General features: G+C 44.9%; 22 protein-coding genes. 14 read left to right on the top strand and 8 right to left on the bottom strand.

The window, feature by feature from the left end; translation table 11 throughout:
* Window positions 1-83: 83 nt before the first annotated feature.
* The 7 genes from RCO25_RS27320 to RCO25_RS27290 all read left to right on the top strand — a co-directional run bounded on the left by RCO25_RS27320 (window position 84) and on the right by RCO25_RS27290 (window position 6641).
* Window positions 84-1151, top strand: coding sequence for an undecaprenyldiphospho-muramoylpentapeptide beta-N-acetylglucosaminyltransferase (locus tag RCO25_RS27320; RefSeq protein ID WP_308999240.1), 1068 nt, complete (start codon window positions 84-86; stop codon window positions 1149-1151).
* Between the two features lie 200 nt (window positions 1152-1351).
* Entirely contained in the window at window positions 1352-2380 is a 1029-nt protein-coding gene (locus RCO25_RS27315; RefSeq protein WP_308999239.1) for a LacI family DNA-binding transcriptional regulator, read from the top strand.
* Between the two features lie 110 nt (window positions 2381-2490).
* Window positions 2491-3654: a Gfo/Idh/MocA family protein gene (locus RCO25_RS27310; RefSeq protein ID WP_308999238.1), complete on the top strand. Its 1164-nt coding sequence runs from the start codon at window positions 2491-2493 to the stop codon at window positions 3652-3654.
* 46 nt (window positions 3655-3700) lie between these two features.
* Window positions 3701-4423, top strand: coding sequence for a ThuA domain-containing protein (locus tag RCO25_RS27305; RefSeq protein ID WP_308999237.1), 723 nt, complete (start codon window positions 3701-3703; stop codon window positions 4421-4423).
* A 46-nt stretch (window positions 4424-4469) separates the two neighbouring features.
* Window positions 4470-5570: a Gfo/Idh/MocA family protein gene (locus RCO25_RS27300; protein WP_308999236.1), complete on the top strand. Its 1101-nt coding sequence runs from the start codon at window positions 4470-4472 to the stop codon at window positions 5568-5570.
* A 284-nt stretch (window positions 5571-5854) separates the two neighbouring features.
* Window positions 5855-6304, top strand: coding sequence for a GNAT family N-acetyltransferase (locus tag RCO25_RS27295; RefSeq protein WP_308999235.1), 450 nt, complete (start codon window positions 5855-5857; stop codon window positions 6302-6304).
* Between the two features lie 136 nt (window positions 6305-6440).
* Window positions 6441-6641, top strand: coding sequence for a hypothetical protein (locus tag RCO25_RS27290; protein ID WP_308999234.1), 201 nt, complete (start codon window positions 6441-6443; stop codon window positions 6639-6641).
* Window positions 6642-6809: 168 nt separating this feature from the next.
* On the opposite strand, the gene RCO25_RS27285 is transcribed toward RCO25_RS27290, so the two are convergent.
* The 7 genes from RCO25_RS27285 to RCO25_RS27255 all read right to left on the bottom strand — a co-directional run bounded on the left by RCO25_RS27285 (window position 6810) and on the right by RCO25_RS27255 (window position 14349).
* Window positions 6810-7010: a hypothetical protein gene (locus RCO25_RS27285; RefSeq protein ID WP_308999233.1), complete on the bottom strand. Its 201-nt coding sequence runs from the start codon at window positions 7008-7010 to the stop codon at window positions 6810-6812.
* A gap of 93 nt (window positions 7011-7103) precedes the next feature.
* Complete coding sequence (locus RCO25_RS27280; protein ID WP_308999232.1) at window positions 7104-7571, bottom strand: hypothetical protein; 468 nt, start codon at window positions 7569-7571, stop codon at window positions 7104-7106.
* Window positions 7537-9684: a site-specific integrase gene (locus RCO25_RS27275; RefSeq protein ID WP_308999231.1), complete on the bottom strand. Its 2148-nt coding sequence runs from the start codon at window positions 9682-9684 to the stop codon at window positions 7537-7539. The genes RCO25_RS27280 and RCO25_RS27275 overlap by 35 nt, the downstream gene beginning before the upstream one ends.
* Window positions 9681-11042, bottom strand: coding sequence for a tyrosine-type recombinase/integrase (locus tag RCO25_RS27270; RefSeq protein WP_308999230.1), 1362 nt, complete (start codon window positions 11040-11042; stop codon window positions 9681-9683). Before RCO25_RS27270 ends, RCO25_RS27275 begins: the two co-directional genes overlap by 4 nt.
* A gap of 342 nt (window positions 11043-11384) precedes the next feature.
* On the bottom strand, window positions 11385-12254 hold the full coding sequence (locus tag RCO25_RS27265; RefSeq protein ID WP_308999229.1) for a glycine betaine ABC transporter substrate-binding protein: 870 nt from the start codon (window positions 12252-12254) through the stop codon (window positions 11385-11387).
* Window positions 12255-12317: 63 nt separating this feature from the next.
* Complete coding sequence (locus tag RCO25_RS27260) at window positions 12318-13154, bottom strand: ABC transporter permease (protein ID WP_308999228.1); 837 nt, start codon at window positions 13152-13154, stop codon at window positions 12318-12320.
* Complete coding sequence (locus RCO25_RS27255) at window positions 13141-14349, bottom strand: quaternary amine ABC transporter ATP-binding protein (protein ID WP_308999227.1); 1209 nt, start codon at window positions 14347-14349, stop codon at window positions 13141-13143. The genes RCO25_RS27260 and RCO25_RS27255 overlap by 14 nt, the downstream gene beginning before the upstream one ends.
* 241 nt (window positions 14350-14590) lie before the next feature.
* Between RCO25_RS27255 and RCO25_RS27250 the strand changes: the two genes are divergently transcribed.
* Both RCO25_RS27250 and RCO25_RS27245 read left to right on the top strand, forming a co-directional pair.
* A complete protein-coding gene (locus tag RCO25_RS27250; RefSeq protein WP_308999226.1) occupies window positions 14591-15148 on the top strand; it encodes a GbsR/MarR family transcriptional regulator in 558 nt (185 codons plus the stop codon).
* Window positions 15149-15386: 238 nt separating this feature from the next.
* Window positions 15387-16592, top strand: a complete 1206-nt coding sequence (locus RCO25_RS27245; RefSeq protein WP_308999225.1) for an alpha-D-ribose 1-methylphosphonate 5-triphosphate diphosphatase — start codon at window positions 15387-15389, stop codon at window positions 16590-16592.
* Here RCO25_RS27245 and sspI read toward each other — a convergent pair.
* A complete protein-coding gene (gene sspI / locus RCO25_RS27240) occupies window positions 16586-16819 on the bottom strand; it encodes a small acid-soluble spore protein SspI (RefSeq protein ID WP_308999224.1) in 234 nt (77 codons plus the stop codon). The genes RCO25_RS27245 and sspI overlap by 7 nt on opposite strands.
* 135 nt (window positions 16820-16954) lie before the next feature.
* On the opposite strand from sspI, the gene RCO25_RS27235 reads away from it, so the two are divergent.
* The 5 genes from RCO25_RS27235 (at window position 16955) to RCO25_RS27215 (ending at window position 22591) form a co-directional block, all read left to right on the top strand.
* Entirely contained in the window at window positions 16955-17620 is a 666-nt protein-coding gene (locus RCO25_RS27235; protein WP_308999223.1) for a potassium channel family protein, read from the top strand.
* An 8-nt stretch (window positions 17621-17628) separates the two neighbouring features.
* Window positions 17629-18456 (top strand): TrmH family RNA methyltransferase, encoded by an 828-nt coding sequence (locus RCO25_RS27230; protein ID WP_308999222.1) that lies wholly within the window; start codon window positions 17629-17631, stop codon window positions 18454-18456.
* A 645-nt stretch (window positions 18457-19101) separates the two neighbouring features.
* Window positions 19102-20082: an ABC transporter permease gene (locus tag RCO25_RS27225; RefSeq protein ID WP_374992177.1), complete on the top strand. Its 981-nt coding sequence runs from the start codon at window positions 19102-19104 to the stop codon at window positions 20080-20082.
* On the top strand, window positions 20083-20985 hold the full coding sequence (locus RCO25_RS27220) for a carbohydrate ABC transporter permease (RefSeq protein WP_308999220.1): 903 nt from the start codon (window positions 20083-20085) through the stop codon (window positions 20983-20985).
* 55 nt (window positions 20986-21040) lie between these two features.
* Window positions 21041-22591, top strand: coding sequence for an extracellular solute-binding protein (locus tag RCO25_RS27215; protein WP_308999219.1), 1551 nt, complete (start codon window positions 21041-21043; stop codon window positions 22589-22591).
* Window positions 22592-22626: the final 35 nt, after the last annotated feature.

Below are 22626 nucleotides of genomic sequence, written 5' to 3'. Positions count from 1 at the left end.
TTCGGGCGGCATGATTTTCAGTGCTAAAAAACAGGTTTACCCGTATAATAAATGGATAAAAAACGATAGGTGGCTAGTCATTCATGAAAACAATCATGTTCACCGGAGGAGGCTCAGCCGGACACGTTACCGTAAATTTGGCCTTGATCCCACGGTTTTTAGAAGAGGGCTGGTCTGTCCAATATATCGGTTCGGAGAGCGGAATTGAAAGGCAGCTTATTGCAACGATTCCGCAGGTCAAATATTTTCCGATTTCGACAGGGAAGCTGAGAAGGTACATCGATATTCAAAACATTAAAGATCCATTCAAGGTAGTGAAGGGGCTTTTTCAGGCTTATCGTCTTATTAAGCGTAATAAACCTAACGTGGTTTTCTCTAAAGGCGGCTTCGTATCCGTGCCCGTTGTCCTTGGAGCATGGTTGAACAAAGTGCCTCTCCTCATCCATGAATCGGATTTAACGCCGGGGCTGGCTAACCGGATTTCGATTCCGTTTTCAACCGGTGTATGCACGACCTTTCCCGAAACGGGAGGCATGCTGAAGGCTGATAAAAGCCGGCATGTCGGGGCAGTCATTCGCGAGGAAGTGAAGCAGGGCAATGCGGACCGCGGCAGAGCGTTCACCGGGTTTACGAGAAACAAGCCGGTTATACTGATTATGGGCGGGAGCCTCGGCGCGCGAAAAATCAACCAGACGGTAAGGCAGGCTCTGACGAGACTAACGAAGCAGTTCCAAATCGTACATTTATGCGGCAAAAATCAAGTGGATCCTTCAATTGTGATGCCTGGCTATAAGCAGTTCGAGTACGTAAACGAACAATTGCCAGATGTGCTGGCGATGACCGATCTTGTCATTTCGCGTGCAGGATCCAATTCGATCTTCGAGTTTTTGTCGTTGAAGAAGCCGATGCTGCTTATTCCGCTTACGAAGGAGCAGAGCCGCGGCGATCAAATCTTAAACGCGCAGTCCTTCGAGAAATCTGGCTACGCCGATATCCTTTATGAAGAGAACCTGACAGCGAGTACGCTGGCGGAAAGCGTAGAGCGCTTGCACAATAACCGAACGGCGTATATCGAACGTATGAACATGAGCCAGGAAGCAAATGCATTAGCAGCTGTGTTTGAGTGGATCAATGAGATTGCCAAGAAGTAGGGAATCAGCGAGGTAAAACTTGATTATAAAAACGATTTGGCCTGCGGAGTTCAGCAGGTTAAATCGTTTTTTTGTTGTCATCATTCGACATGAAAAAATTGAATCGATAAGATGATTGACGATGAAACGTTTTCATGCCATAATGTACGCGTGTACATTGAAATTAATTATGCAGCACAAAAGCTTTATTCAGGAGGCAATTGATCATTAGCAGGAAAGAAGTAGCGAAGCTGGCTGGTGTCTCAGAGGCAACCGTATCAAGGGTGTTGAACAACGTTGGTCCAATGAAAGAGGAAACGCGTGAACGAGTATTGCAGGCTGCTGCAGAGCTGGGTTATGTGCCGAATGCGCTTGCGCAGCAATTCGCTAGGCGAAGAAGCGGCAATATTGGTGTCATTTTGCCATTCGTACCCAAGGTTCACTTATTCTCCACCTACTATTTCTCCGAAATCTTAAGCGGAATCGGTGAAACGGCGAAGCGCTGCGGATACGATCTGCTGCTTATTTTCAGAGAGCCGGACGGTGCGCGGGATTACGCGAAGCTTTTTCGAACACAGAAGATTGACGCCTGCATTGTCCTCGGATCGCAAGACGTACCGGAAGAGCGGACCGCTTTGGCGGAGCTTAAAGAGGGCGGCTTTCCTTTCTGTCTTGTGAATCAGCGGTATGATGAGGCGGCTTACACGACCGTTGACGCAGATCATGTATCCGGCAGCAAGGATGCCGCTCGGCATTTGCTTGAGCAGGGCCGCCGCAGCATCGCATTCATCAATGGTCCGATGCAATATTCAAATAGTACAGACAGGCTTGAAGGTTATAGGGCTGCGCTTAAGGATACCGGAATAGCGTTTGATCCGCAGCTGGTTTATGTAGGCAATTACAGCCGTAAGAGCGGGTATGAGCTGGCTGAACGGCTGGCGGTACAAATTAACGCGGGCGTGGTGGATGCGGTATTTGCAGCCAATGACCGTATGGCGATCGGCCTGATGCAAGGGCTGCGGGAGCGGGGGCTTGAGGCAAAGCAGCACTATTCGCTGGTTGGCTACGATGATTCAGACGGTTCGCGTATCATTAGCCCGCAGCTGTCTACCGTAGCTGTTCCATTTTACGAGATGGGCAGGCTGGCCGCCGCGAGACTGCTCGATCAGGAGCAGCCTAAAGAAACGGAGAAATCTTTGCGGGATTTGCTGCCGGTAAGCTTAGTCATTAGAGAAACTTCAAGCATTTAAGAGCAGCATGAAAATAGAAGTCCCTATGCTCCATCCTATTTCCATCGCGAAACGGACAATGACACTTATAGATGCGGTGGCCGTTTACGCTTAAGAGAGGCGGTTTTATTATGGATAAAGTAAGAGTTGGCATGGTTGGCTACAAGTTTATGGGTAAAGCACACAGTAATGCTTACCGCGCGCTTCCGATGTTTTTCCCGGATTCGGTTAAACCGGAAATGACGGCCATTTGCGGACGTGACCCGGAGGGGCTCGAGCAAGCAAGAGCGCAGTTCGGTTGGCAGAGCTCGGAGACGGATTGGAAGGCGCTGGTTAAACGCGATGACATCGATCTGATAGATATCAACGCGCCGAGCGATGCGCATAAGGCGATAGCGCTTGCTGCGGCAGAAGCGGGCAAGCATATCTTTTGCGAGAAGCCGCTGGCACTGACGCTGGAGGATTCCCGTGAAATGCTGGAAGCGGCCGAGAAGGCTGGCGTAAAACACATGGTCGGCTTTAACTACCGGTTTGCGCCTGCTGTCCAGCTTGCCAAAAAACTTGTAGCCGATGGCCGGATTGGCGAAATTTATCATTTCCGCGCCGTGTTTCTGCAGGATTGGATTATCGACCCTAGCTTCCCGCTCGTTTGGCGGCTTCAGAAAGAGATCGCGGGCTCAGGCTCCCATGGAGACTTAGGCGCGCATCTTATCGATATGGCACGCTTCCTTGTAGGCGAGTTTGAAGAGGTTATTGGGATGAGCGAAACGTTTATTAAAGAGCGGCCGATTGCTTCCGCCATGACGGGCCTCAGCGCCAAAGGCAGTGAAGGCGGACCAAAAGGCGAGGTTACCGTTGATGACGCGACTATTTTCATGACTCGCTTCGCAAATGGCGCGCTAGGCAGCTTTGAGGCAACCCGCTTTGCGGCAGGCCACCGCTGTACGAACGCCTTTGAAATAAACGGCAGCAAAGGAAGCATCAAGTTTGATTTTGAGCGAATGAATGAGCTTCAGGTTTATTTTACGGACGATGCCGAGGATGTGCAGGGCTTCCGCCGCGTGCTGGCGACTGATCCTTCGCATGCATACATGGATGCTTGGTGGCCTGCAGGCCATACGATTGGCTACGAGCATACGTTTACGCATGAAGTGCATGAGCTAATGCAAGCCTTTGCCGAGGACCGCCAGCCGGTGCCGAACTTTGTAGACGGCGTGAAATGCCAAGAGGTGCTGGAGGCGGTAGACCGTTCGATTGCGGAGCGCCGCTGGGTTGCCATTAGCGAGTTATCGTAAGAATGTATCATTAGGTTTGTAGCATAGGAGAGGCAGGGAGAGCTCAATGAAAAAAGCATTAATCGTTTGGGGCGGCTGGGATGGTCATCAACCGAAGGAGGTCGCTGAGATTTTTCGCGAGGTGCTCGCAGCCGAAGACTTCGAGGTAGAAGTATCGGATACGCTGGAAGCTTTCGCAGATGCAGAGAAGCTGCTGGGGCTCGACTTGATTGTACCGGTCTGGACAATGGCTCGCATTGAACAGAAGCTGGTGGATAACGTTTCTGCAGCTGTACAAAGCGGCGTAGGCTTGGCAGGCTGCCATGGCGGCATGTGCGATGCGTTCCGTGAAAACGTAGATTGGCAATTTATGACCGGCGGCCAATGGGTGGCGCATCCGGGCAATGACGGCGTGGAATATACGGTAAATATTAATAATTCATCAAGCCCGCTTACGGAAGGCATCGATGATTTTGTTGTAAGCTCCGAGCAGTATTATTTGCATGTGGACCCTGCGGTTGAAGTGTTGGCAACGACACGGTTCCCGCTTACACCCGGACCGCATTCGCTTAACAAGGCAGTCGATATGCCGGTTGCATGGACGAAGCGCTGGGGCGTAGGCCGTGTTTATTACAACTCACTGGGCCATCAGGCGAATATCATTGATATTCCTACGGTGAAGGAGCTTATGCGCCGCGGCTTCCTCTGGTGTGCAGAAGGCAAGGCAAAAGCGCTGGAAGCGGGTACGACGGCGGCGGCGTACAGCGGTATGGCAGATAATCAGCTGTAATCAATGGTCATCATAAACTAGGACATGGGACGAGGGACGGACGATAATGGAGAAAATTAAAGCAGGGATTATTGGAACAGGCAATATCAGCGGTATTTATTTTGAAAATGGGAATCGCTTCGATGCGCTTCAGGTTGTGGCTTGCGCAGATTTAGATGTGGAGCGGGCAAAAGCGCGGGGCGAGGAGTTTGGCGTTCGCGGCTGCTCCGTAGACGAGCTGCTTGCTGATCCGGAAATTCAAATGATTATCAATTTGACCATACCTCAAGCCCATGCTTCCGTTTGTTTGCGGGCGCTTGAAGCAGGCAAGCATGTATACGTTGAGAAACCGTTTGCCGTAACACGCGAGGAAGCGCAGGAAGTGCTCCAGCTTGCTGAGAGAAAAGGGCTTTATGTGGGCAGCGCGCCGGACACGTTCCTAGGCGGCGGCATTCAGACGAGTATCAAGCTGATTGAAGATGGTTGGATCGGCACGCCAATCGGCGCTACCGCGTTCATGGTGGGAGGCGGTCATGAATCCTGGCACCCGGCCCCTGAGTTTTATTATCAAAAGGGCGGCGGCCCGATGTTTGACATGGGACCTTATTATTTAACGGCACTCGTTGCGATGCTTGGGCCTATTACTCGGGTTACCGGTTCGGCACGGATCTCCTATCCGGAGAGAACCATTACGAGCAAGCCGAAATTCGGACAGCAGGTTAAGGTTGAGGTACCGACTCACATTGCGGGTGTTATTGATTTTGCATCAGGCCCTATTGGTACGCTGCTTACAAGCTTTGATGTAAAAGGAGGCTCTACGCTTCCTCGCATCGAGGTTTACGGAAGCACGGGCACGCTGCTCGTCCCGGATCCGAACAATTTCAACGGCCAAATCAAGCTTACCCGCGCAGGCACAAATGAATGGTCGGACATTCCGCTCGCTTACGGCTACACGGAAAACGCGCGCGGCGTGGGCGCTGCCGATATGGCTAAGGCGATTCAGACCGGTCGCAAGCACCGTGCGAATGGCGAGCTTGCCTATCATGTGCTTGAGGCAATGCATGGCTTCCATGACGCATCCGAGCAAGGCGTGCATTATGTTATGAAAAGCACCTGCGAGCGACCGGCGCCGCTGCCGCTTGGTTTGCAGCCATTTTGCTTAGATTAATAACCGGAAGTTTTTGAAAGCTTAATAAAACAGAAAAAAAGCAGAGCGGATGCCTTTTATTAATTGACTTGGAATGCGATAATAACGTATATGTAACAGAGTTTTAGATATGTTGTGACACAAAAAAATAGCTTGCCTGAACTTGTATACCGTTCAGGCAAGCTATTTTTGCAATAAATCAGTTGCTCAACCATTAAGCTAACGGGCAGGATACTTCCAATAGTTGTATAATTGAGAATGGAGTACTGAACTGGAGAAGGGTTTTCATTCTAGGGGGTGGTTATGTGCATGAATTTATCATCACAAAAGTTAATCATCTAGAGACTTATAAGTTAATGCGACTGGTTGAAGAAAGTACGAGTGAAGGATTTCGTCACCTCAAACGATTAGTGGCCGACTATGAAGCTGGAACCAATAAATTTGACAGGGACGGGGAAGCGCTCTTCATCGCTGTTAAAGACGGCGATATTGTTGGGGTTTGTGGGTTAAATCAAGACCCTCATGCAGGTAGTAAAGCAGTTGGTCGTGTTCGTCGCCTCTATGTCTTACCAAGTGTACGCCGATTCGGGATAGGGCGGTTGCTAATGGATTCAGTTATTGCAGAGGCTAAAAATTACTATCAGATGCTTGTATTAAAGACAAATAATCCTAATGCAGATTTATTTTATCAATCTATCGGATTTTCTGTTAATGCTAATTCAGAAAATGATACTCACTTTGTGAAATTAAGCTAACGGGAAACGATAGTTGAAAAAACAAGGAGCAGTTTGCTACGGCAGCTGCTTCTTTTTTTATTAAGCTAGCGGGCAGGATAGCGGACGATTGTTGGGAAATATGTTAATATTAGTATGGAAAAGGATGGTGAACTTATTGGAAAGAATCATTTTATTAACAGTTGCGTTCCTGATGGGTTTTGTCTTTATTATCTTTCCACTCCCAGAAGTTTTAGTTTTTGACGCACTAAAAGCCGTGGGAACCTTTTTGAAGCATACTTTAGGCTTGGTCGGTTTCCTCATGATGATTTACAGTAGCGTTGAGATAATCATTGCTTTGAATAAGGCTCGCCGTTGAGCTAACGGGACACGATAGCTTGATAATCCACCAAATTAAAAGAAGGTCACTGCGTATTATACAGTGACCTTCTTTTTCTGACTCTTATAATGCATGGGATATTTTCATGTGCTTGTCTGAGACAAGGCTCAGCGCACCTCGCAGAGTCCTCCTAAGGCTCCGCTGCGATTACCATACTTGTTGTGCGTTCAGCTCCTCGGCTCGACGTAGCGACTCCTGGTGCTGCTTGTGAGTGATCTTATCCGCGAACATTTCTTGCATTGCAAGTAGGTATGCGATGACATCCGAGGCTTTCTTGAACTCTTGGCCTTTGGCGAAGTCATCTAACTCCGTCTTTACATTCGCTTCTACATGAACAGTTTTCCACATTCTCGAACCCCCTCTTTTTTCGGTGTGACAACTACGCGTCATTTCGGGTTCAAGATATGCCACATTGGACCCATCCATTTGGTGCGGCTAGGATTATTTAAAGAGTTCAAAAATGCTCTTTTGCCATTCCAATTGGTTTTGCGCGATGTATTCTTCTGCTTGAATTAATTTTTCCGCCAATTCGCTCCTAGACAGTCTCATGTACCGCTTGCGGACCTGCAACAAGTCGCGATTCGGTTTTAAGTGTTCGAACTTAAAGGAGGAAGGGGCCGATTTGTTCGCACGAATCTTTGAACGTTTTGCGGGCATCGCAAATTGGAGGTAATACTGGTGTAGTTGTTCATTTGAGCCTACCGTGTTAGCGTGAACCCCTTTCCCTGTTGGATCAATCGTTTTAGAAACCGTTTGAATGCTGCGATAGGAGACACGTTCTCCTCGTTTAACTAATTCGTCTATGGTTCGTTTTCCGATGTCGTAAGTGCGATCCTTCTTACCATCGTAAACTTCTTCCAACCACGGCTTTTTGTTATCGTTGTTTGTTGATACGAACGGTTGGGTCATATTTTTCATCCTTCACATATTTTTCGACGAGTTCGATTTCTTTCAGCTCATTCCGTGCTCTCGATTGGACGAGTTTCATTTTCTTGGCTTCAAGAGGCAAATTGAGCGTTTTAAATCGTTTTTCGCTATCGACTGCCCACTCTAAAAATTGATGAATTTCGGTTTTGAATTCGGGTCGGGGGACTTTAGCAGCACACCCCATACAAGCCATTTTTGTTGGGCATACCGCGTCCGTGGTGCATATGCCTCCTACAACTTTGCTCATTGTTCCAACCTTATCGGAATACTCCTTGTAAAAGCGTTGCAACTCTTCTGGACTGCGCAGAATGCCTTGCTGAATGTCGATGTAAGACATCCAATTATCGTGCAAGTCGCTCACTGCTTGACCGATTTGCCCATGTGTTGGTTGCGAATAATACCCCGTAACTTCGATGTTTTTTTGATGCAAAATCTCTTTCACGATATCGATCGGGAGCTTTTCCGTCTGCACGGCATGTGTCGCAAACGCATGACGAAGCAAGTGGGCTTTGATGTTTACTTGTCCGCCTTCGTCTGTTTGCATTACAATGCCGTGTAAGAGAAAACACAGCGTGGCTTGTATCACATCAGTATCGAAACTCTTTCCGTTATATTGAAACAAATATCGGTCATATCCGAACATGTGTTTACGACTCTCATTCTCATATTTAACTGATGGTATGGGTTCATTTTTGTTTAACTTGTAATGTTCTCTCAACAGTTGGATGATTTCAAGCATCAATTTAAAGATATCTTCATGGACATAAAAATTCTCTGCTTCATCTCTGCCTTTTGGTATGAGTCGGAACATAAAACTTTTCCGTGGAGGTGTGTGGTTATTGTCATCCGCCACCACGACACATGCTTGAGAATAAGCGATTTGTAGAAGTTCATTCATCCGAATTCCTGAGCTTGTAAAAAGGTTTAACGCGAAATAGCCAAAGGTGACTGCGACGTAGATGGGTTCAATATGAAACAAGATCCCTTGTGCTTTTGATTGGAATTTGGATATGAATGTACTTTGACCAAGCACACCTTTATGCCTAGTATAAAAAGGTACGGGGTTTGTCTCATTTCTTTCGCCACAATATCCCCATTGTCGGAGAAAGTTTAACCGTTTTTGCAATTCCGCTTCGTTTTTGTTTTGTGACCATAGACCGAGAACATCTTCTTTGATGAGTTCCAAAAACCACAGACCATCACCTTCGGAACCGTCGCTTGACCGTTCAGATCGGATAAACTCAACAAACGTTTCATTGTTTTCAGAGGAATAGGCACCTGTTTGACTCGTCGCTGCTTTTACTGAACTTTGTGTGAACTGATCTCGATGTGCTAGTACAAACGAAGGTTTATCCCACAGGTTAAAATAAAACTTATCACCGTTAGATTCTTCATAGTCGAACGCTACGGGCAATGACCAACTGTTTTGTTCGGCAGCGGCAATAACTTCCTTGAGCTTGTTCCTAAGCCGCATCACTTGGTTCTTGCGAAAGTGACCTTCTGCACGTAATTGCGGGAGCATGGGGGTAATCGCAGAAGTTTCTAGTTTTCTTGTATGTTGTGCCAATTCGGTTGCCTGTTTTTCTAAGTTGAACTCACGCCTATCGAAAGTGGGGGTTTGCAACTGGAAATCTTGAAAGACAGACCTTTTGTCGGGAGAGATGTTATTCCTAACCCAACGTTTTACATAAGCTTCCGCAGCGACATAATACCTTAAAAATCTTGCCTTCTGATCAATAGAATGGTTGGATAAAACCTCGTTTTTAAGATAAGCATACATATGAATATCGGGGTTGAATTCTTTCGTATCTTGCAGGGCATAATGGACAAACAGGTCATCAAATCTGTTAGACAGAGCCTTAAGAACATCTTGTATTGTTTTAGGCGACAAATTTCTTGTCAAAGAAACAACCATGTATAGTGCAAGCTGATTTGCCCAAGGTTTGTTAGAAATATTTTTCTCGAAATAAATCAAAAGGTCAGTATTCATACAGTCGAAGTAGTTATTCCCTCTGGCATCTTTTAACTCCAAGATGTCATCTGAGATTTTGCCTTTCAGCAGAAAACGCCAGTCTAGTGATGTATCGGTCGTCATGGTGCCATCCCTTCTAATAGCTCATTAAGCCAGTGATCGTTTTCACTTATGGGGGCTGTTTCGATTATTTCTTGCGCTTTCGGCTTCCTTGCTTTAACGATGCGTTTTTGATTCATGAATGCCTTTTCTTTCTCCTTCATGCTCTCAAATAGATCGGTTTGAATACCACTAAACTCCAATTGGTTAAAGTAGTGTTCATACACTTCGATGGTGTTTTTATCGCGCCATCGCATGTATTGAATCAATTCTTCTTTCTTTTTCATGATTTCGGCGTCGGTTTTTGAGGTTTCCATAATACCGCGCATCATGTTTGTCACGTACCAGTGTCTAGCTTTATGAGGATTCAGTTTTACCCCTGCCGCCTGTACAATTTTCTGCCACCTGGCATAGAACGCAAAGTAGTTCAACGAATTTGTGTTCTCCGCCACAAAAATGGGGGCGTTATCAGGCATCTGACCTAATCGGCAATTATCCTTCATAATCACCGATCTCTCCGTTTCGACATAACGGATAAGCAGCTTCAACGTCTCCTCACTAAACCTGATGAATTTCATACGCCTCTTGTGGCTTCCTTTGTTGAATGCGCGGGACTCTAACCGATTGGCTCTTAGTCTGTAATCACCAAACGTTAACTCAATGATTTCAGAAGCTCTAGCTCCCGTTTCAAAAAGCATTCGAGTAATCACTTCATCACGTAGACTCCAACCCGACGTTTTTCCACCTTGATAAATTTTGTAAGGTAGATCCCAATCACCAATCACAACAGGTATCCACTCTTCATTTACCACCTTGAAATAAGAATCCGTAAGACGCCTGTGCTTTGGTAGCTGTTCTTCGGTGCCCGCTTCTTCTGGAAGTCGCGGCTTATCCTTTCGAACCCCGTTAAGGCGTTCTGTGTATGCTTCTAGGATAGCATCAGCTTGAAACAATGGATTCTCGTATGCATAGTATTTAAGCCAAACCATCGACTTGTAGAAAGATTTTAACGCAGAAAGCTTAAGGGCTACCGTGTTTGGACTTTTATTCGTTAAGCTCACAAGCTGATAACCGTCTTTGTCTCTGACTTTGCAGGCCATCTCATCGAACAAATAGTTCTGTACTGTTTCACGCACGATTTCAGGCTCTTCGTCCCAACGCACACTACGGCCTTGGTATCTCCCGTTATCGGTCAGCCAGTGAAAATATTGTTCGAGCGATGTGAGATAGGAAAGTGCGGTTTTATCTGAAACGCTTCCAATCTGATCCGCATAAAAATCAGTAAGTGGCATAAATGGTTTCTTTTTAGGGTCAACGACAATAAGTTGATATCGGCTATTTGTGCCAGGTGGGCAGAAGAAGTGCATATAACGATTTGACAACAATTATCAACCTCGATCCAAAAGTGAGATTATAAATTAAATTAACGAAATGTTTCATGTGCAGTGTCATGTGAACTGTAAATTCGATTATACGGTTTATAACACCCGCATGGCACAGGTAAGTTGTTCCACCACATTCTCCTCCAATCATCCCCCACCAAATACTGCACCCAAACATCGGTAAGCATTGAAATGAAACAAAAAAGCACCCCATCGACAACAGGGATGCTCAATTAAAGTATAAAGTGACACTTTATATAAAAACCACCTATGATATTGAGATTCGACCACGAACACATCAGTTAAGTTTACATATTCGCTCTGCTTTTTTTGCAATTCTTGTTATTTCTTTATCCAAGCGTCAACCTTTTCGGCATTTTGCTCTACCCATGCTTTGGCAGCCGCCTCAGGCGTTTCGCCTTCTTGAATTTGAATCATCACAGCAGCCATTTCATCCGGAGTCCAGTTAAACTGATCCAGGAAGGTGAAAGCCTCCGGTTGATCCTCTTTTAAGCCTTTACGGGCAATGGTGTGAATTTGCTCGTCTCCGCCATAAACGTTTTTTGGATCCTCCAAATATTTCAGATCCATCTTGGCAAACATCCAGTGGGGCGTCCAGCCCGTGACGACAATCGGCTCTTTATTGGCATAGGCCTTCTCTAGCTGCTGCGTCATCGCTGCAGAGGAGCTTTCGAGCAGCGTCCATTTTTCACGAAGCTTATATTCATCGAGTACTTTCTCGGTCGACATCATTATGCCGGCACCGGGCTCAATGCCGATAATGGTATGATCCACCGTATCGCCAACGACATCCGTTAGTTCATCTATGCTGTTAATGTCCATATACTGAGGCACGACCAGGCCGATTTTTGTTCCTTCTAGATTTGGTCCGAGGTCTTCGTATTGACCGTTATATTTGGTCACGTATGAAGCATGCGTCGTTGGCAGCCACGCGGCCACCATCGCATCCGCGCTGCCATCGGAAATGCCAGCCCACATCGGGCCAGCGTCTACTTGCATGAGCTCGACCTCGTAGTTTAGTTTTTGCTCGAGCACTTCTTTTACAACATAGGTGCTTGCGATCTCCGAATCCCAGGCCACATAGGCCAGCGTCACTTTTTTCTTACTGTTTCCGCTGGAAGCGGAGCATCCCGCCACCAATGCCATGACCATCACAGCTGCAACAATTACACTTATTCGATTGAACTTCAAATAATCACTCCTTAAAATTTCACAAGATAAATATCGGTTTAAAGGTTTTGTACATTTAATGCCTTAGGTTGTTTTGCTTTTACGGATGACCTGCTGGGTCAAACGGTCCAATATAATGGCTAATATTACGATTGCGAGACCAGCTTCGAAGCCGACGCCGGTATTGCCTTGTGTTACGGCACGATAAACATAGGCGCCTACACCCTGTGCGCCGATCATCGATGCGATTACGACCATCGAAAGCGACAGCATAATCGTCTGATTGATACCAGCCATAATAGTTGGCATGGCAATTGGAAGCTGAAGCTTGAACAGCTTCTGAGACGGCGTTGATCCAAAAGCATCAGCCGCTTCAACTAACTCTTCAGGAACTTGGCGAATGCCGAGATTCGTCAATCTAATCGTTGGCGGGATCGCGAATATAATCGAAGAGATGACGCCCGGTACTACGCCGAGAGAGAAAAAGGTTACAGCAGGAAGCAGATAAACGAAAGCCGGCATCGTCTGCATGAAATCAAGCACCGGCGTAATTATTTTTTGAACGCTTGTATGGCGAGCACATAAGATACCTGCTGGAACGCCAATCAGTACCGATATGAAGGCTGCAGTCAAGACGAGTGCGAGTGTTTGCATCGTCTGGCTCCATAAGCCGAGATTTTCGATAATAAGCAGTCCGATGAGCGTAAATAAAGCCATTTTCCACTTGCCGATATACCAAGCGATAACCGTAAATATTAATATAAGAACGAGTGCTGGGAACCAGTTAAGCAAAGTATCCAGGCCGTTTACGGTTTCGCCAACGACGATGCGAATGAATTGAAAGAAGGGATCCAGATGGGCTTCCAGCCAAGCCTCTGCCCATTCAATCCAGTCTGCTAAAGGGATTTTAGGCAGATTCATGACGCTCACCTGCCTCTAATACAGAGTTTCCGGATAATGCGGCTAGTACTGCGCCTTTAATGACAATGCCTTTTAGGCGGCCGTTATTATCTATAATGGATACGGGGAACTTAGATTGACTCATTAATTCAAACAACTCATTGAGCAAAGTATCCGGTGCAGCGGAAGGAGCCTCACGCTCCATTGCTTCTTCAAGCTTCAGGCCATTCTTTATCGCATTAACCGCATCTTCTGCCGTTATAACGCCAAGCAGCCGCATGCCCTTATCAACAACATAAAGACTTGATACACCGCGGTCCCGCATAAATTGCAATGCAACACGCGGACCCTTTTCAATCGTAATCGTCTCGGGTTTAATCATAACATGCGATGCGGTGAGCACCTTAGACAGATCGACATCTTCGACAAAGCGCTCCACATATTTGTTGGCAGGCTGCATTAATATTTCTTCAGGCGAACCGATTTGTACGATACTGCCGTCTTTCATCAGGGCAATTTTATCGCCTATTCGAAGCGCCTCATTTAAATCATGTGTGATGAAAACGATGGTTTTTTTCATTTTGGACTGGAGCTCCAGAAGCTCATCCTGCATATCCTTGCGGATTAGCGGATCAAGCGCGCTGAACGCTTCGTCCATCAGAAGAACATCAGGATCGTTAGCAAGTCCTCTCGCTAATCCGACACGCTGCTGCATACCGCCGCTTAGCTGATCGGGGTAGCTGTTTTCCCACCCTTTTAATCCGACAAGCTCAAGCGAATCCATCGCCATCTCTTTTCGTTTCTTTTTGTCGATGCCCTGTACCTCAAGACCGTATTCAATATTTTGAATAACAGTGCGATGAGGAAAGAGCGCGAATTTCTGGAATACCATGCCTACATTTTTTCTTCTGAACTGCCGCAGCTGCTCGGGAGACATGCGAAGCACATCCGTTCCGTTAAACAGCACTTGGCCTATAGTAGGCTCGATCAATCGATTGAGCAGACGAACGAGTGTCGACTTGCCGCTGCCGGACAAGCCCATGATGACAAATATTTGTCCTGCCTCAATGGAGAAGCTCGCCTGATTAACCCCAACGGTAAGCTTCGTTTCTGCAAAAATTTTCTCTTTAGACCATCCTTTATCCAGCAGCGGGATCGCCTTTTTCGGATCGGCTCCGAAAATTTTGGTTAGCCTCTTGGCTTCTATAATCGCCATGTTGTGCCCCCTTGTGGAATATTTCGACTCCCATAAGTTTAGTTGGTTATCTTTGTAATGGTCAAAAGGCGTGAGCCTCTGTATACTTTGTACAGTTATAACTTTACGTACTTTACATACTGTATACTCTTGATAACTCCCTTTTTCATCCTAAAGGCTTTCTTTACTTATGGACAATCAATTGATTACAATAAACGATGTAGGTAAGATAGGGGGCACGACACTCCTCAGGAGGAACGACATGAATGAACTTGCAGCATTAACAGAAGAGCAGCTTGCGAAGCTGCATAATACGCGCCGCCGCGTTATCGAATCAATAGGGAAAAACATGGACCTGTACGGAATTACATTATCCATAGGACATTTATACGGAAATATGTATTTCAATCGGGAGCCGGTTACATTAGATGAGATGAGCCAGACAATGGGCATGAGCAAGACGTCGATGAGTACAGGCATGCGAACGCTGCATGACTTGAAGATGATAAATAAAGTGTGGGGCAAAGGCTCCAGAAAAGATTTGTACGAGGTCGAGCCGGATTGGCATCAGAATTTTGCCGATTTCTTCTCTATAAAATGGAGAAAGGCTGTCGAGCAAAACATGAGCGCCCTAAATCGTTCGATAAAGGAAATTGACGGATTGAAGCAGCAATATGATAGCGATCAAGCGTTCCTAGACCTGCTTGAGAACGACACTCAGAAGATTGAAGAAGCATTAAAGTATTATCGATGGCTGGATCGATTGATCGATTCTTTTGAAACGGGCGATATTTATAAATTTATACCGCAAGAGGATTAGTTTTGAGGGAAGTCGGAAATTCAATGACAGCAGGCTGGGATGAGGTCTAGACATTATGGGTTAAGTCCTTTCGTTTGACATGCTTTAGAGCCGCGGGAGCGTTTTTCCCTGCGGCTCTTTTTCGATTTTGATCGATGCTCTGGGGCTGAATTTGAAGTGAGCATTGCAGGATGATTTAAATTAGCGGATTATGGTAAGCTTATTGTTATAACAATAGGGTAAGGGGACGACCAATCCAATGAATGATCGCTTGCGTTCGCACAGGAAGCCAATGCTTGTTACGAATGGGAAGGTTGTATTGCCGAATCAAATCGCGGAGGTCGCCGTAGCTGTTGCGGAAGGACGAATCGCTGCTGTTTTGCATGGCAAAGAGGATATCGACAGCTGGCTTAATCAGCATTCGAGCGCTGTTGTTATTGATGCCGGAGGGCAGTACGTGCTGCCAGGCCTTATCGATATTCATTGCGATGCGATTGAGAAGGAAGTACAACCCCGACCGGGTACGTTATTTCCGCTGGATATGGCTTTAATGGAGTTTGAAAGGAAGCTGCCCGTTCACGGTATCACAACGATGTATCATTCCTTATCGCTTGGCGTAGGTTTAAGCCTCCGCGGCGATCATTTATTGACGGGAATGATTGAACATATTAACAGCTACCGCAGCAAGCGATCTGCTATTCGGAACCGTATTCATCTGCGCTATGAGGTTTCTCATCTGGCTGGTATGTCCATTGTAAAGCGTTTTTTGAATGAGAAGGCAATCGATTATTTGTCATTTATGGATCACTCGCCAGGGCAAGGGCAATACCGCGAGCCAGGTTCATTTGAGCGATACGTTATGAAAAATCAAGGTGTGAGCATGGATGAAGTTCGCGTCATTGTCATGGATTTGGTTCAACGGAGAGAGCAAGTAAGTACCGAGCAGCTGCAAGAATTGAGCGCGCTGGCTGCTAAACAAGGCATAGCAATTGCGTCGCATGATGATGATTCGGCCCAGAAGGTTGAAGAGTCAATCGGTTATGGCGTTTCTGTTTGTGAGTTTCCAATTAATCTAGATACCGCAAAACATGCTGTTGATCGAGGACTGCGCGTCTGTGTTGGTGCACCTAATGTTGTTCGAGGCGCTTCACATGATAAAAACCTTAGCGCAACCGATGCGATTGCAGCTGGCGCTGCGGATATTTTATGCTCCGATTACCATCCCTCCTCGATGCTCGCCGCGGTATTCAAGCTTGCCGATCAGGGAATTGCCGCTTTGCCGGCTGCGGTAAGAATGGCATCGCTTCATCCTGCACAAGCATTAGGCGCAAGTGGCGAGCTTGGCTCCATCGAGCCGGGCAAAGCAGCTGATCTAATCATCGTGGATCGTTATGAAGGCCTGCCTTGGGTAACGAATACGATCGTCGGTGGCCAAGTTGTTTATACATCTGCAGTGCGTTATTGAGACGGGTTGGCATGTTCGCTATGATGAAGATGCTTGTAGAGGGAGTCGACCATACGCCCTTGTTCCGGCTCCGAGGATTGCTGCCAGATCATCTCGAACAGTACTCCAAGCCCAGGTAATGTGCGTTCGTCGGCGCCGATGGAGTCCTCAATGACTTCGGATAGCTCTTTAGCCGAATTATCTTGAACACGCCTAACGATCGCTTGACGCAAATCAATAACTTCCATACAAAAAAACCTCCAGACGCATTCGAATTTACTTAATTACTATGTCCATCGCCTGCTGCTTTCATCCGAATGAGCATGCTATGGTATACTGTTTAGATAACTGCAGTAATCATCCGGCAAGGAGGATTTTGTAAGATGGCTAAGAAGCAGTACGCTGTAATTGGTATGGGACGTTTTGGCTCAAGCATAGCCAAGGCGTTGACGGATATGGGTTTTGAGGTGCTTGCGATCGATTCGAACGAGCATCGCATTCAAGAAGTCGTGAACACGGTAACCCATGCGGTATCCGCAGATTCAACGGATGAAGATGCGCTTCGGGCATTAGGTATTCGAAATTTTGATGTTGTCGTTGTTGCGATTGGGCAAGATATCCAATCTAGTATTTTGACGACGCTTATTCTGAAGGACCTAGGCGTGAAGACACTCATTGTCAAAGCGCAAAATGAGCTCCACGGCAAGGTTGTCAGCAAAATCGGAGCAGATAAGGTTGTTTTTCCGGAGCGGGATATGGGACTGCGGGTTGCGCATCATCTCGTATCACCAAATATTCTTGATTACATCGAGATTTCCGACGATTACAGCATCATTGAGATAAAAGCTCCCGGTCCGATGATTGGACAAAGCTTGAAGCAGCTCGATATCAGGGCGAAATATAAATGTAACGTCATGGCTATCAAAAAAAGCACTGCGATGAACATTGCTCCTTATGCGGATGACTTAATCGAAAAGGATGATATCCTTGTTATCGTTGGCAAAAACTCAGATCTAACCAATTTAGAAATCGCATATTCGGAAGGTTAATGCTAACTATGAATGAAAATTTTGATCCATTGCTCTCATCAGTTCAAAATGACAAGGTTAAGCAGTGGGCATCGCTGCTGGACAAAAAAAACCGCGATCGAAACGGCCAGTTTCTAATTGAAGGCGTCCATCTCGTACTGGAAGCGCTTCGGGGAAACGCGGATGTAAAGACAATCGTATACGATACCGAGCGCGGCATTCCCGCTGAGCTTATGCTTGAACGGGAATTAAATGATTCGGCGGCAACTCTCGGATTAGAATGGATACAGGCATCGCGCCCCGTCATGTCAAAATGCACAGGGACGGATACCCCGCCTCCGGTGTTTGCCGTATTGTCAAAGCTCCCGGTAGATCATTCGGCTATATTTCGCAAAAACGGTCTCGTGGTAGTGCTTGACGCTGTACGCGATCCCGGTAATGCAGGCACCATTATCCGCAGTGCCGACGCCGTTGGAGCGGATGCTGTGATTCTTGGCAAGGGCTGCGTGGATCTTTACAATCCGAAGACTGTAAGATCGACCATGGGTTCATTGTTCCATTTGCCCATTATCGAAGCCGATCTGCTGGAGCTTCTCCCGCAAGCGAAAGCAAAAGGCATGAAGCTGGTCGGTACGAGTCTACAGGCTAAGCATACCTGCTACAGCTATAATTGGACGCAAGCGACTTGGCTGCTTATGGGGAGCGAATCAGAGGGGCTCTCGCCTACTGTTCGCGAACTCATGGATGAATCGGTTATTATCCCGATGGCGGGCCAAGCGGAATCGTTAAACGTCGCGATGGCGGCAACGGTGCTCCTTTATGAGAGCTTGAGGCAGCGGGATTATTCGGGGAAATAAGAATAATGATTAGTGTGAGTTATAATTCATTTTGGCACATAAAAATCAGTCCTGGTAATCAAGGAAACCTTGATTTATCAGGGCTTTTTTGTTTTAGCGATTATGAGATGTTATTAATGACTTAAACTAGGTGAAATAATCACTACGATTTTTAATATCGAAATAATGTAATGATAAATAGCACAAACAGATAGCACGTATTAAATATAATAAGGAGATGGAAAAACATCAATAATCACGCTTAGAATGGAAACTATGTTTTTCGATATATGAGCCCTGAATCGCTATAAGAAATATCAGAATTTTAATTTCGACGATCCTCTCTTATTGCATTTTTGGACTATTAACTGAGTGGGCAGATGACAGTGGATTTCCTTTTTATATGACCCAAACCAAAGATTAGCCAAATCATTGTTAGACGAACTTATGCCTAGGATGACAAAAGAAGATCCTTAAACTAACGCGACAGGGCTGCCGGTGCATTCGGCAGCCTTGTTTAATTTTCTTTTATTCAGGATATCCACTTTCTTCTGGTAAGGATTTAATACAATAGATCAAGAAAATGGACAGTATGATTTTAAAGAATGGTCCGTATCTACTCCAGGAATTCCAAATTATAATGTGATTACGGAGGTGATGAATGCGGTGAAAACGGATACAAGTTCAATTAGAGAAAAAAGCTATCCTAAATATCAAATCGCATGGAAACAACTAAGAAGGCAAATATATCCACAGACTTTTGTTTTACTTGGTATTTTATTTTTAATTATTTTCTCTTATATTCCGATGTTCGGGATCTTAATGGCATTTAAAGATTATAAAATATCTACAGGTGTACAAGGAATATTTACAAGTGACTGGGTTGGATTAAAATACTTTAGTGAATTTGTTTCTGATTATAGATTTATCGATCTAGTTAGAAATACGTTAATCATCAGTGTTTTGAAAATAATTTTCGCTTTTCCAATTCCAATCCTGTTCGCCATTATGTTGAATGAACTCAAGGGAATGGCATTTAAGCGAATCGTGCAAACAGTTAGTTATTTCCCGCACTTTATTTCTTGGGTAGTTGTATCGGGACTAGCTTTTGTCTTTCTAAGTGCACAGGACGGTATCGTCAATATGTTATTTATGAAGTTGAATATCGTAGACAAGCCACTTGATTTTTTGACCGATCCGGATATGTTCTGGGGTTTAGCGGTCGGAAGTGCCGTTTGGAAAGAAGCAGGTTGGTGGACAATCATCTTCTTGGCGGCAATCGCAGGTATTAATCCATCTTTATACGAGGCAGCCCAAATTGATGGGGCTGGTCGTTTGAAGCGAATATGGCACATAACTCTGCCAAGTATTCAAGGTGCTGTTGTTGTTGTATTAGTACTTTCAATTGGAAGTCTGTTGGGCGGAGGGTTAGTTGGTTCAAACTTCGAGCAGGCATTCCTATTAGGGAACTCTGTAAATAGCGATAAGTCTGAAATTGTCCAAACGTATGCCTTCAAAGTAGGTCTCGCAGAAGGTCGGTTTGCTTATGCAGCAGCGATTGATTTGGTACAATCAGTACTTTCAGTGTTCTTAATATTCTTTAGTAATTTCATTGCGAAGAGACTATCAGGACAGGGGTTATTCTAAATGGAAATTATTTTTAAACGTTTACGCAGAAGAACTCTTGAGGATTGGACAGTTGATACAATAAACACGTTTTTGATGCTTATTGTGCTAATTGTTACGCTATATCCTTTCTATTATGTATTAATTATTTCCCTAAATGAAGGTGTTGATGCAGCAAGAGGCGGAATCTACTTTTGGCCAAGGGAATTTACATGGGATAATTACGCAACATTTGTTAATGATGAAAAGTGGAGAGTCAGCTTTCTGGTATCCAGTGCAAGGACGATTGTTGGTACACTGATAGGCGTGTTATTTACTAGCCTTGTAGCATACGGACTGGCTTACAAACAACTAATCTTTAAGAAGATATACTTTCCAATCATTATTGTGGCTATGTACTTCTCGGGGGGCTTAATTCCTTATTATGTAGTTCTTAGAGAATTGAACTTGTTAAACAGCTTCGCTGTTTATGTCGTTCCCTCTATGTTGAATTTATTCTTTTTGCTTATCGCAATTTCGTTTTTCAAAGAAATCCCAGATGAATTACAAGAATCAGCTCGAATCGACGGCGCTAATGATCTTACAATTTTCTATAAGATTATTCTCCCGGTATCCCGGCCTCTTTTAGCAACAATGGCATTATTTCTTGGTGTAGGCCAATGGAACTCATGGGTGGATTCGGCTTACTTTGTGCAAAGCGATAATCTAAGAACATTAACATATCGAATGATGGAGATAATTAATCAAAGTACAATGCCTATTGATTCTGTGGGTTCTAACTACGCCAGTTCAATGAACACAGTAACGACTTTCTCAATACAAATTACGGCTATGGTTGTTGCAATTTTGCCGATCGTTTGCGTCTATCCCTTCTTACAAAAACATTTCGTTAAAGGTGTAATGATTGGTGCAGTAAAAGGATAGTGGTATTGGAACCTTGGGGTTTTAATATAAAATATCTATTCAGGAGGCCAGACAAATGAATCAAAAGGGTAGAAAGAAAAAGGTCATTATGTTGATTATCAGTGCAATGCTAGTTACGTTGCTCTCTGCTTGCTCCGGGAGCAATAATGGAAGTTCTTCTACGAATAAAGAGGGGCAAGACTCATCCACAGGAACAGAGCAGATGGAATTAAATATCTTTGTAAACCATCCCTGGTTCCCAGTAAAAGATTGGTCTGGATCTATTGCCGAACAAATTTCAGAAAAAACAGGTGTCAAACTAAAAGTGACAGTTGCGGCGGATGACAAACAGCTGCCATTAATGATTGCATCTGGAGATTTGCCTGATCTTGTCTTTACATCAACTAACCTAGACCGATTGGCAGACTCAGCTGTATCCTACTCTTGGAATGAATTAATTGAGAAATACGCACCGGATTTCAAACTTGATCCTACACGAATAGCAATTAATACGGCGTCTGATGGGAATTTCTATACAATTCGTAATAATTTCGCCACTAAAGAAGAATGGGATGCCAATCCCAATGCTCTGGTAGCACCAGGAGCACTTGGAGTTAGAAAAGATATTTTAGAAGAATTGGGGAATCCTTCACTTGAGAACATGGATGATCTTGAAAACGTTCTCGGAATGGTGAAGAATAAGTATCCTGACATGATACCACTTCTTCTAGATAAAAACTGGGGATCTTATTACTTAAAAATGCAGTATGGTGTACCAACAATAACTACGGATTTATATGAAGAAGACGGAAAAGTCTCTTACTACGTTAGACACCCTCAAATGCTTGAGCTATACAAATATATAAACCGGCTTTACCGAAATGGATATATAACAGGAGAGAACTTTGCATTTAAGGATACACTTAAAGACAATGAGTACGCGTTAAAAGGTAAAGTGTTTGCCCTTGCAGAAAATACAAACGATATCGATAACATTAATAGTCAAATTACACAAGGGGACAATTTTAAGTTAACCCAACTGGTAAATCAGCTTGGAAGTAACCCTAAGTATTACAATGCAAGTGTTGGTTGGTCTGGAGTATATATCACCAAAGAGAACAAAAATCCAGAGGCTTCAATCAAATTTATGCAGTATATGTTTTCCGAAGAAGGGCAAAAACTTGGCTACTGGGGTATTGAAGGGACTCATTATAAATGGAATGAAGAAGGAAAATATCCAGAACTGCTCTATAAGCAAGGCGATAGTGATTACATCAATAAAGAAGGGATCGGATTCTGGGGACTGATGTCCAATAGTTCTGCTCTTGATCTTGTGGATCCAAATACGGAATCTGCGAAAGTGAAAAAAGCAGCCAAGGAAATTATGGAACTTGTACCCGAATTGGGGCTTCTCATTCCAAAATCCGATTCTGATGAAGGAGTAATCCGGACCAAGTTGGAAGAAATGATACGAACAGAAGAAGTACGTATCTACATGTCAAAGTCGGAAGAAGAAGCAATTCAAGCGTATAACGACATGATTGCTAAAGCTGAACAAATCGGTCTCAGCAAATATGAAACTTGGCTAAACAATAAATATGGGGAAGTTAAAGGGCTATTTAAGTAAAAAAAATTGGAGTCAGCGTTAAGGCGCTGACTCCC

Origin of the sequence: Paenibacillus sp. LHD-38, from assembly GCF_031157315.1 — a bacterium.
In the GTDB taxonomy this organism is placed as follows: domain Bacteria; phylum Bacillota; class Bacilli; order Paenibacillales; family Paenibacillaceae; genus Pristimantibacillus.
Note: the sequence above shows the minus strand (reverse complement) of the source record. Positions and strands in the feature narration are given on the sequence as shown.

Bases quoted from the DNA above. Each gene is read 5' to 3' on its own strand.
- RCO25_RS27215 (WP_308999219.1), top strand. From the start codon at position 21,041: ATGAATCAAAAGGGTAGAAAGAAAAAGGTCATTATGTTGATTATCAGT.
- RCO25_RS27235 (WP_308999223.1), top strand. From the start codon at position 16,955: ATGGCTAAGAAGCAGTACGCTGTAATTGGTATGGGACGTTTTGGCTCA.
- RCO25_RS27245 (WP_308999225.1), top strand. From the start codon at position 15,387: ATGAATGATCGCTTGCGTTCGCACAGGAAGCCAATGCTTGTTACGAAT.
- RCO25_RS27320 (WP_308999240.1), top strand. From the start codon at position 84: ATGAAAACAATCATGTTCACCGGAGGAGGCTCAGCCGGACACGTTACC.
- RCO25_RS27250 (WP_308999226.1), top strand. From the start codon at position 14,591: ATGAATGAACTTGCAGCATTAACAGAAGAGCAGCTTGCGAAGCTGCAT.
- RCO25_RS27300 (WP_308999236.1), top strand. From the start codon at position 4,470: ATGGAGAAAATTAAAGCAGGGATTATTGGAACAGGCAATATCAGCGGT.
- RCO25_RS27280 (WP_308999232.1), bottom strand. From the start codon at position 7,571: ATGACCCAACCGTTCGTATCAACAAACAACGATAACAAAAAGCCGTGG.
- sspI (WP_308999224.1), bottom strand. From the start codon at position 16,819: ATGGAAGTTATTGATTTGCGTCAAGCGATCGTTAGGCGTGTTCAAGAT.
- RCO25_RS27260 (WP_308999228.1), bottom strand. From the start codon at position 13,154: ATGAATCTGCCTAAAATCCCTTTAGCAGACTGGATTGAATGGGCAGAG.
- RCO25_RS27310 (WP_308999238.1), top strand. From the start codon at position 2,491: ATGGATAAAGTAAGAGTTGGCATGGTTGGCTACAAGTTTATGGGTAAA.
- RCO25_RS27230 (WP_308999222.1), top strand. From the start codon at position 17,629: ATGAATGAAAATTTTGATCCATTGCTCTCATCAGTTCAAAATGACAAG.
- RCO25_RS27220 (WP_308999220.1), top strand. From the start codon at position 20,083: ATGGAAATTATTTTTAAACGTTTACGCAGAAGAACTCTTGAGGATTGG.
- RCO25_RS27305 (WP_308999237.1), top strand. From the start codon at position 3,701: ATGAAAAAAGCATTAATCGTTTGGGGCGGCTGGGATGGTCATCAACCG.
- RCO25_RS27275 (WP_308999231.1), bottom strand. From the start codon at position 9,684: ATGACGACCGATACATCACTAGACTGGCGTTTTCTGCTGAAAGGCAAA.
- RCO25_RS27255 (WP_308999227.1), bottom strand. From the start codon at position 14,349: ATGGCGATTATAGAAGCCAAGAGGCTAACCAAAATTTTCGGAGCCGAT.
- RCO25_RS27285 (WP_308999233.1), bottom strand. From the start codon at position 7,010: ATGTGGAAAACTGTTCATGTAGAAGCGAATGTAAAGACGGAGTTAGAT.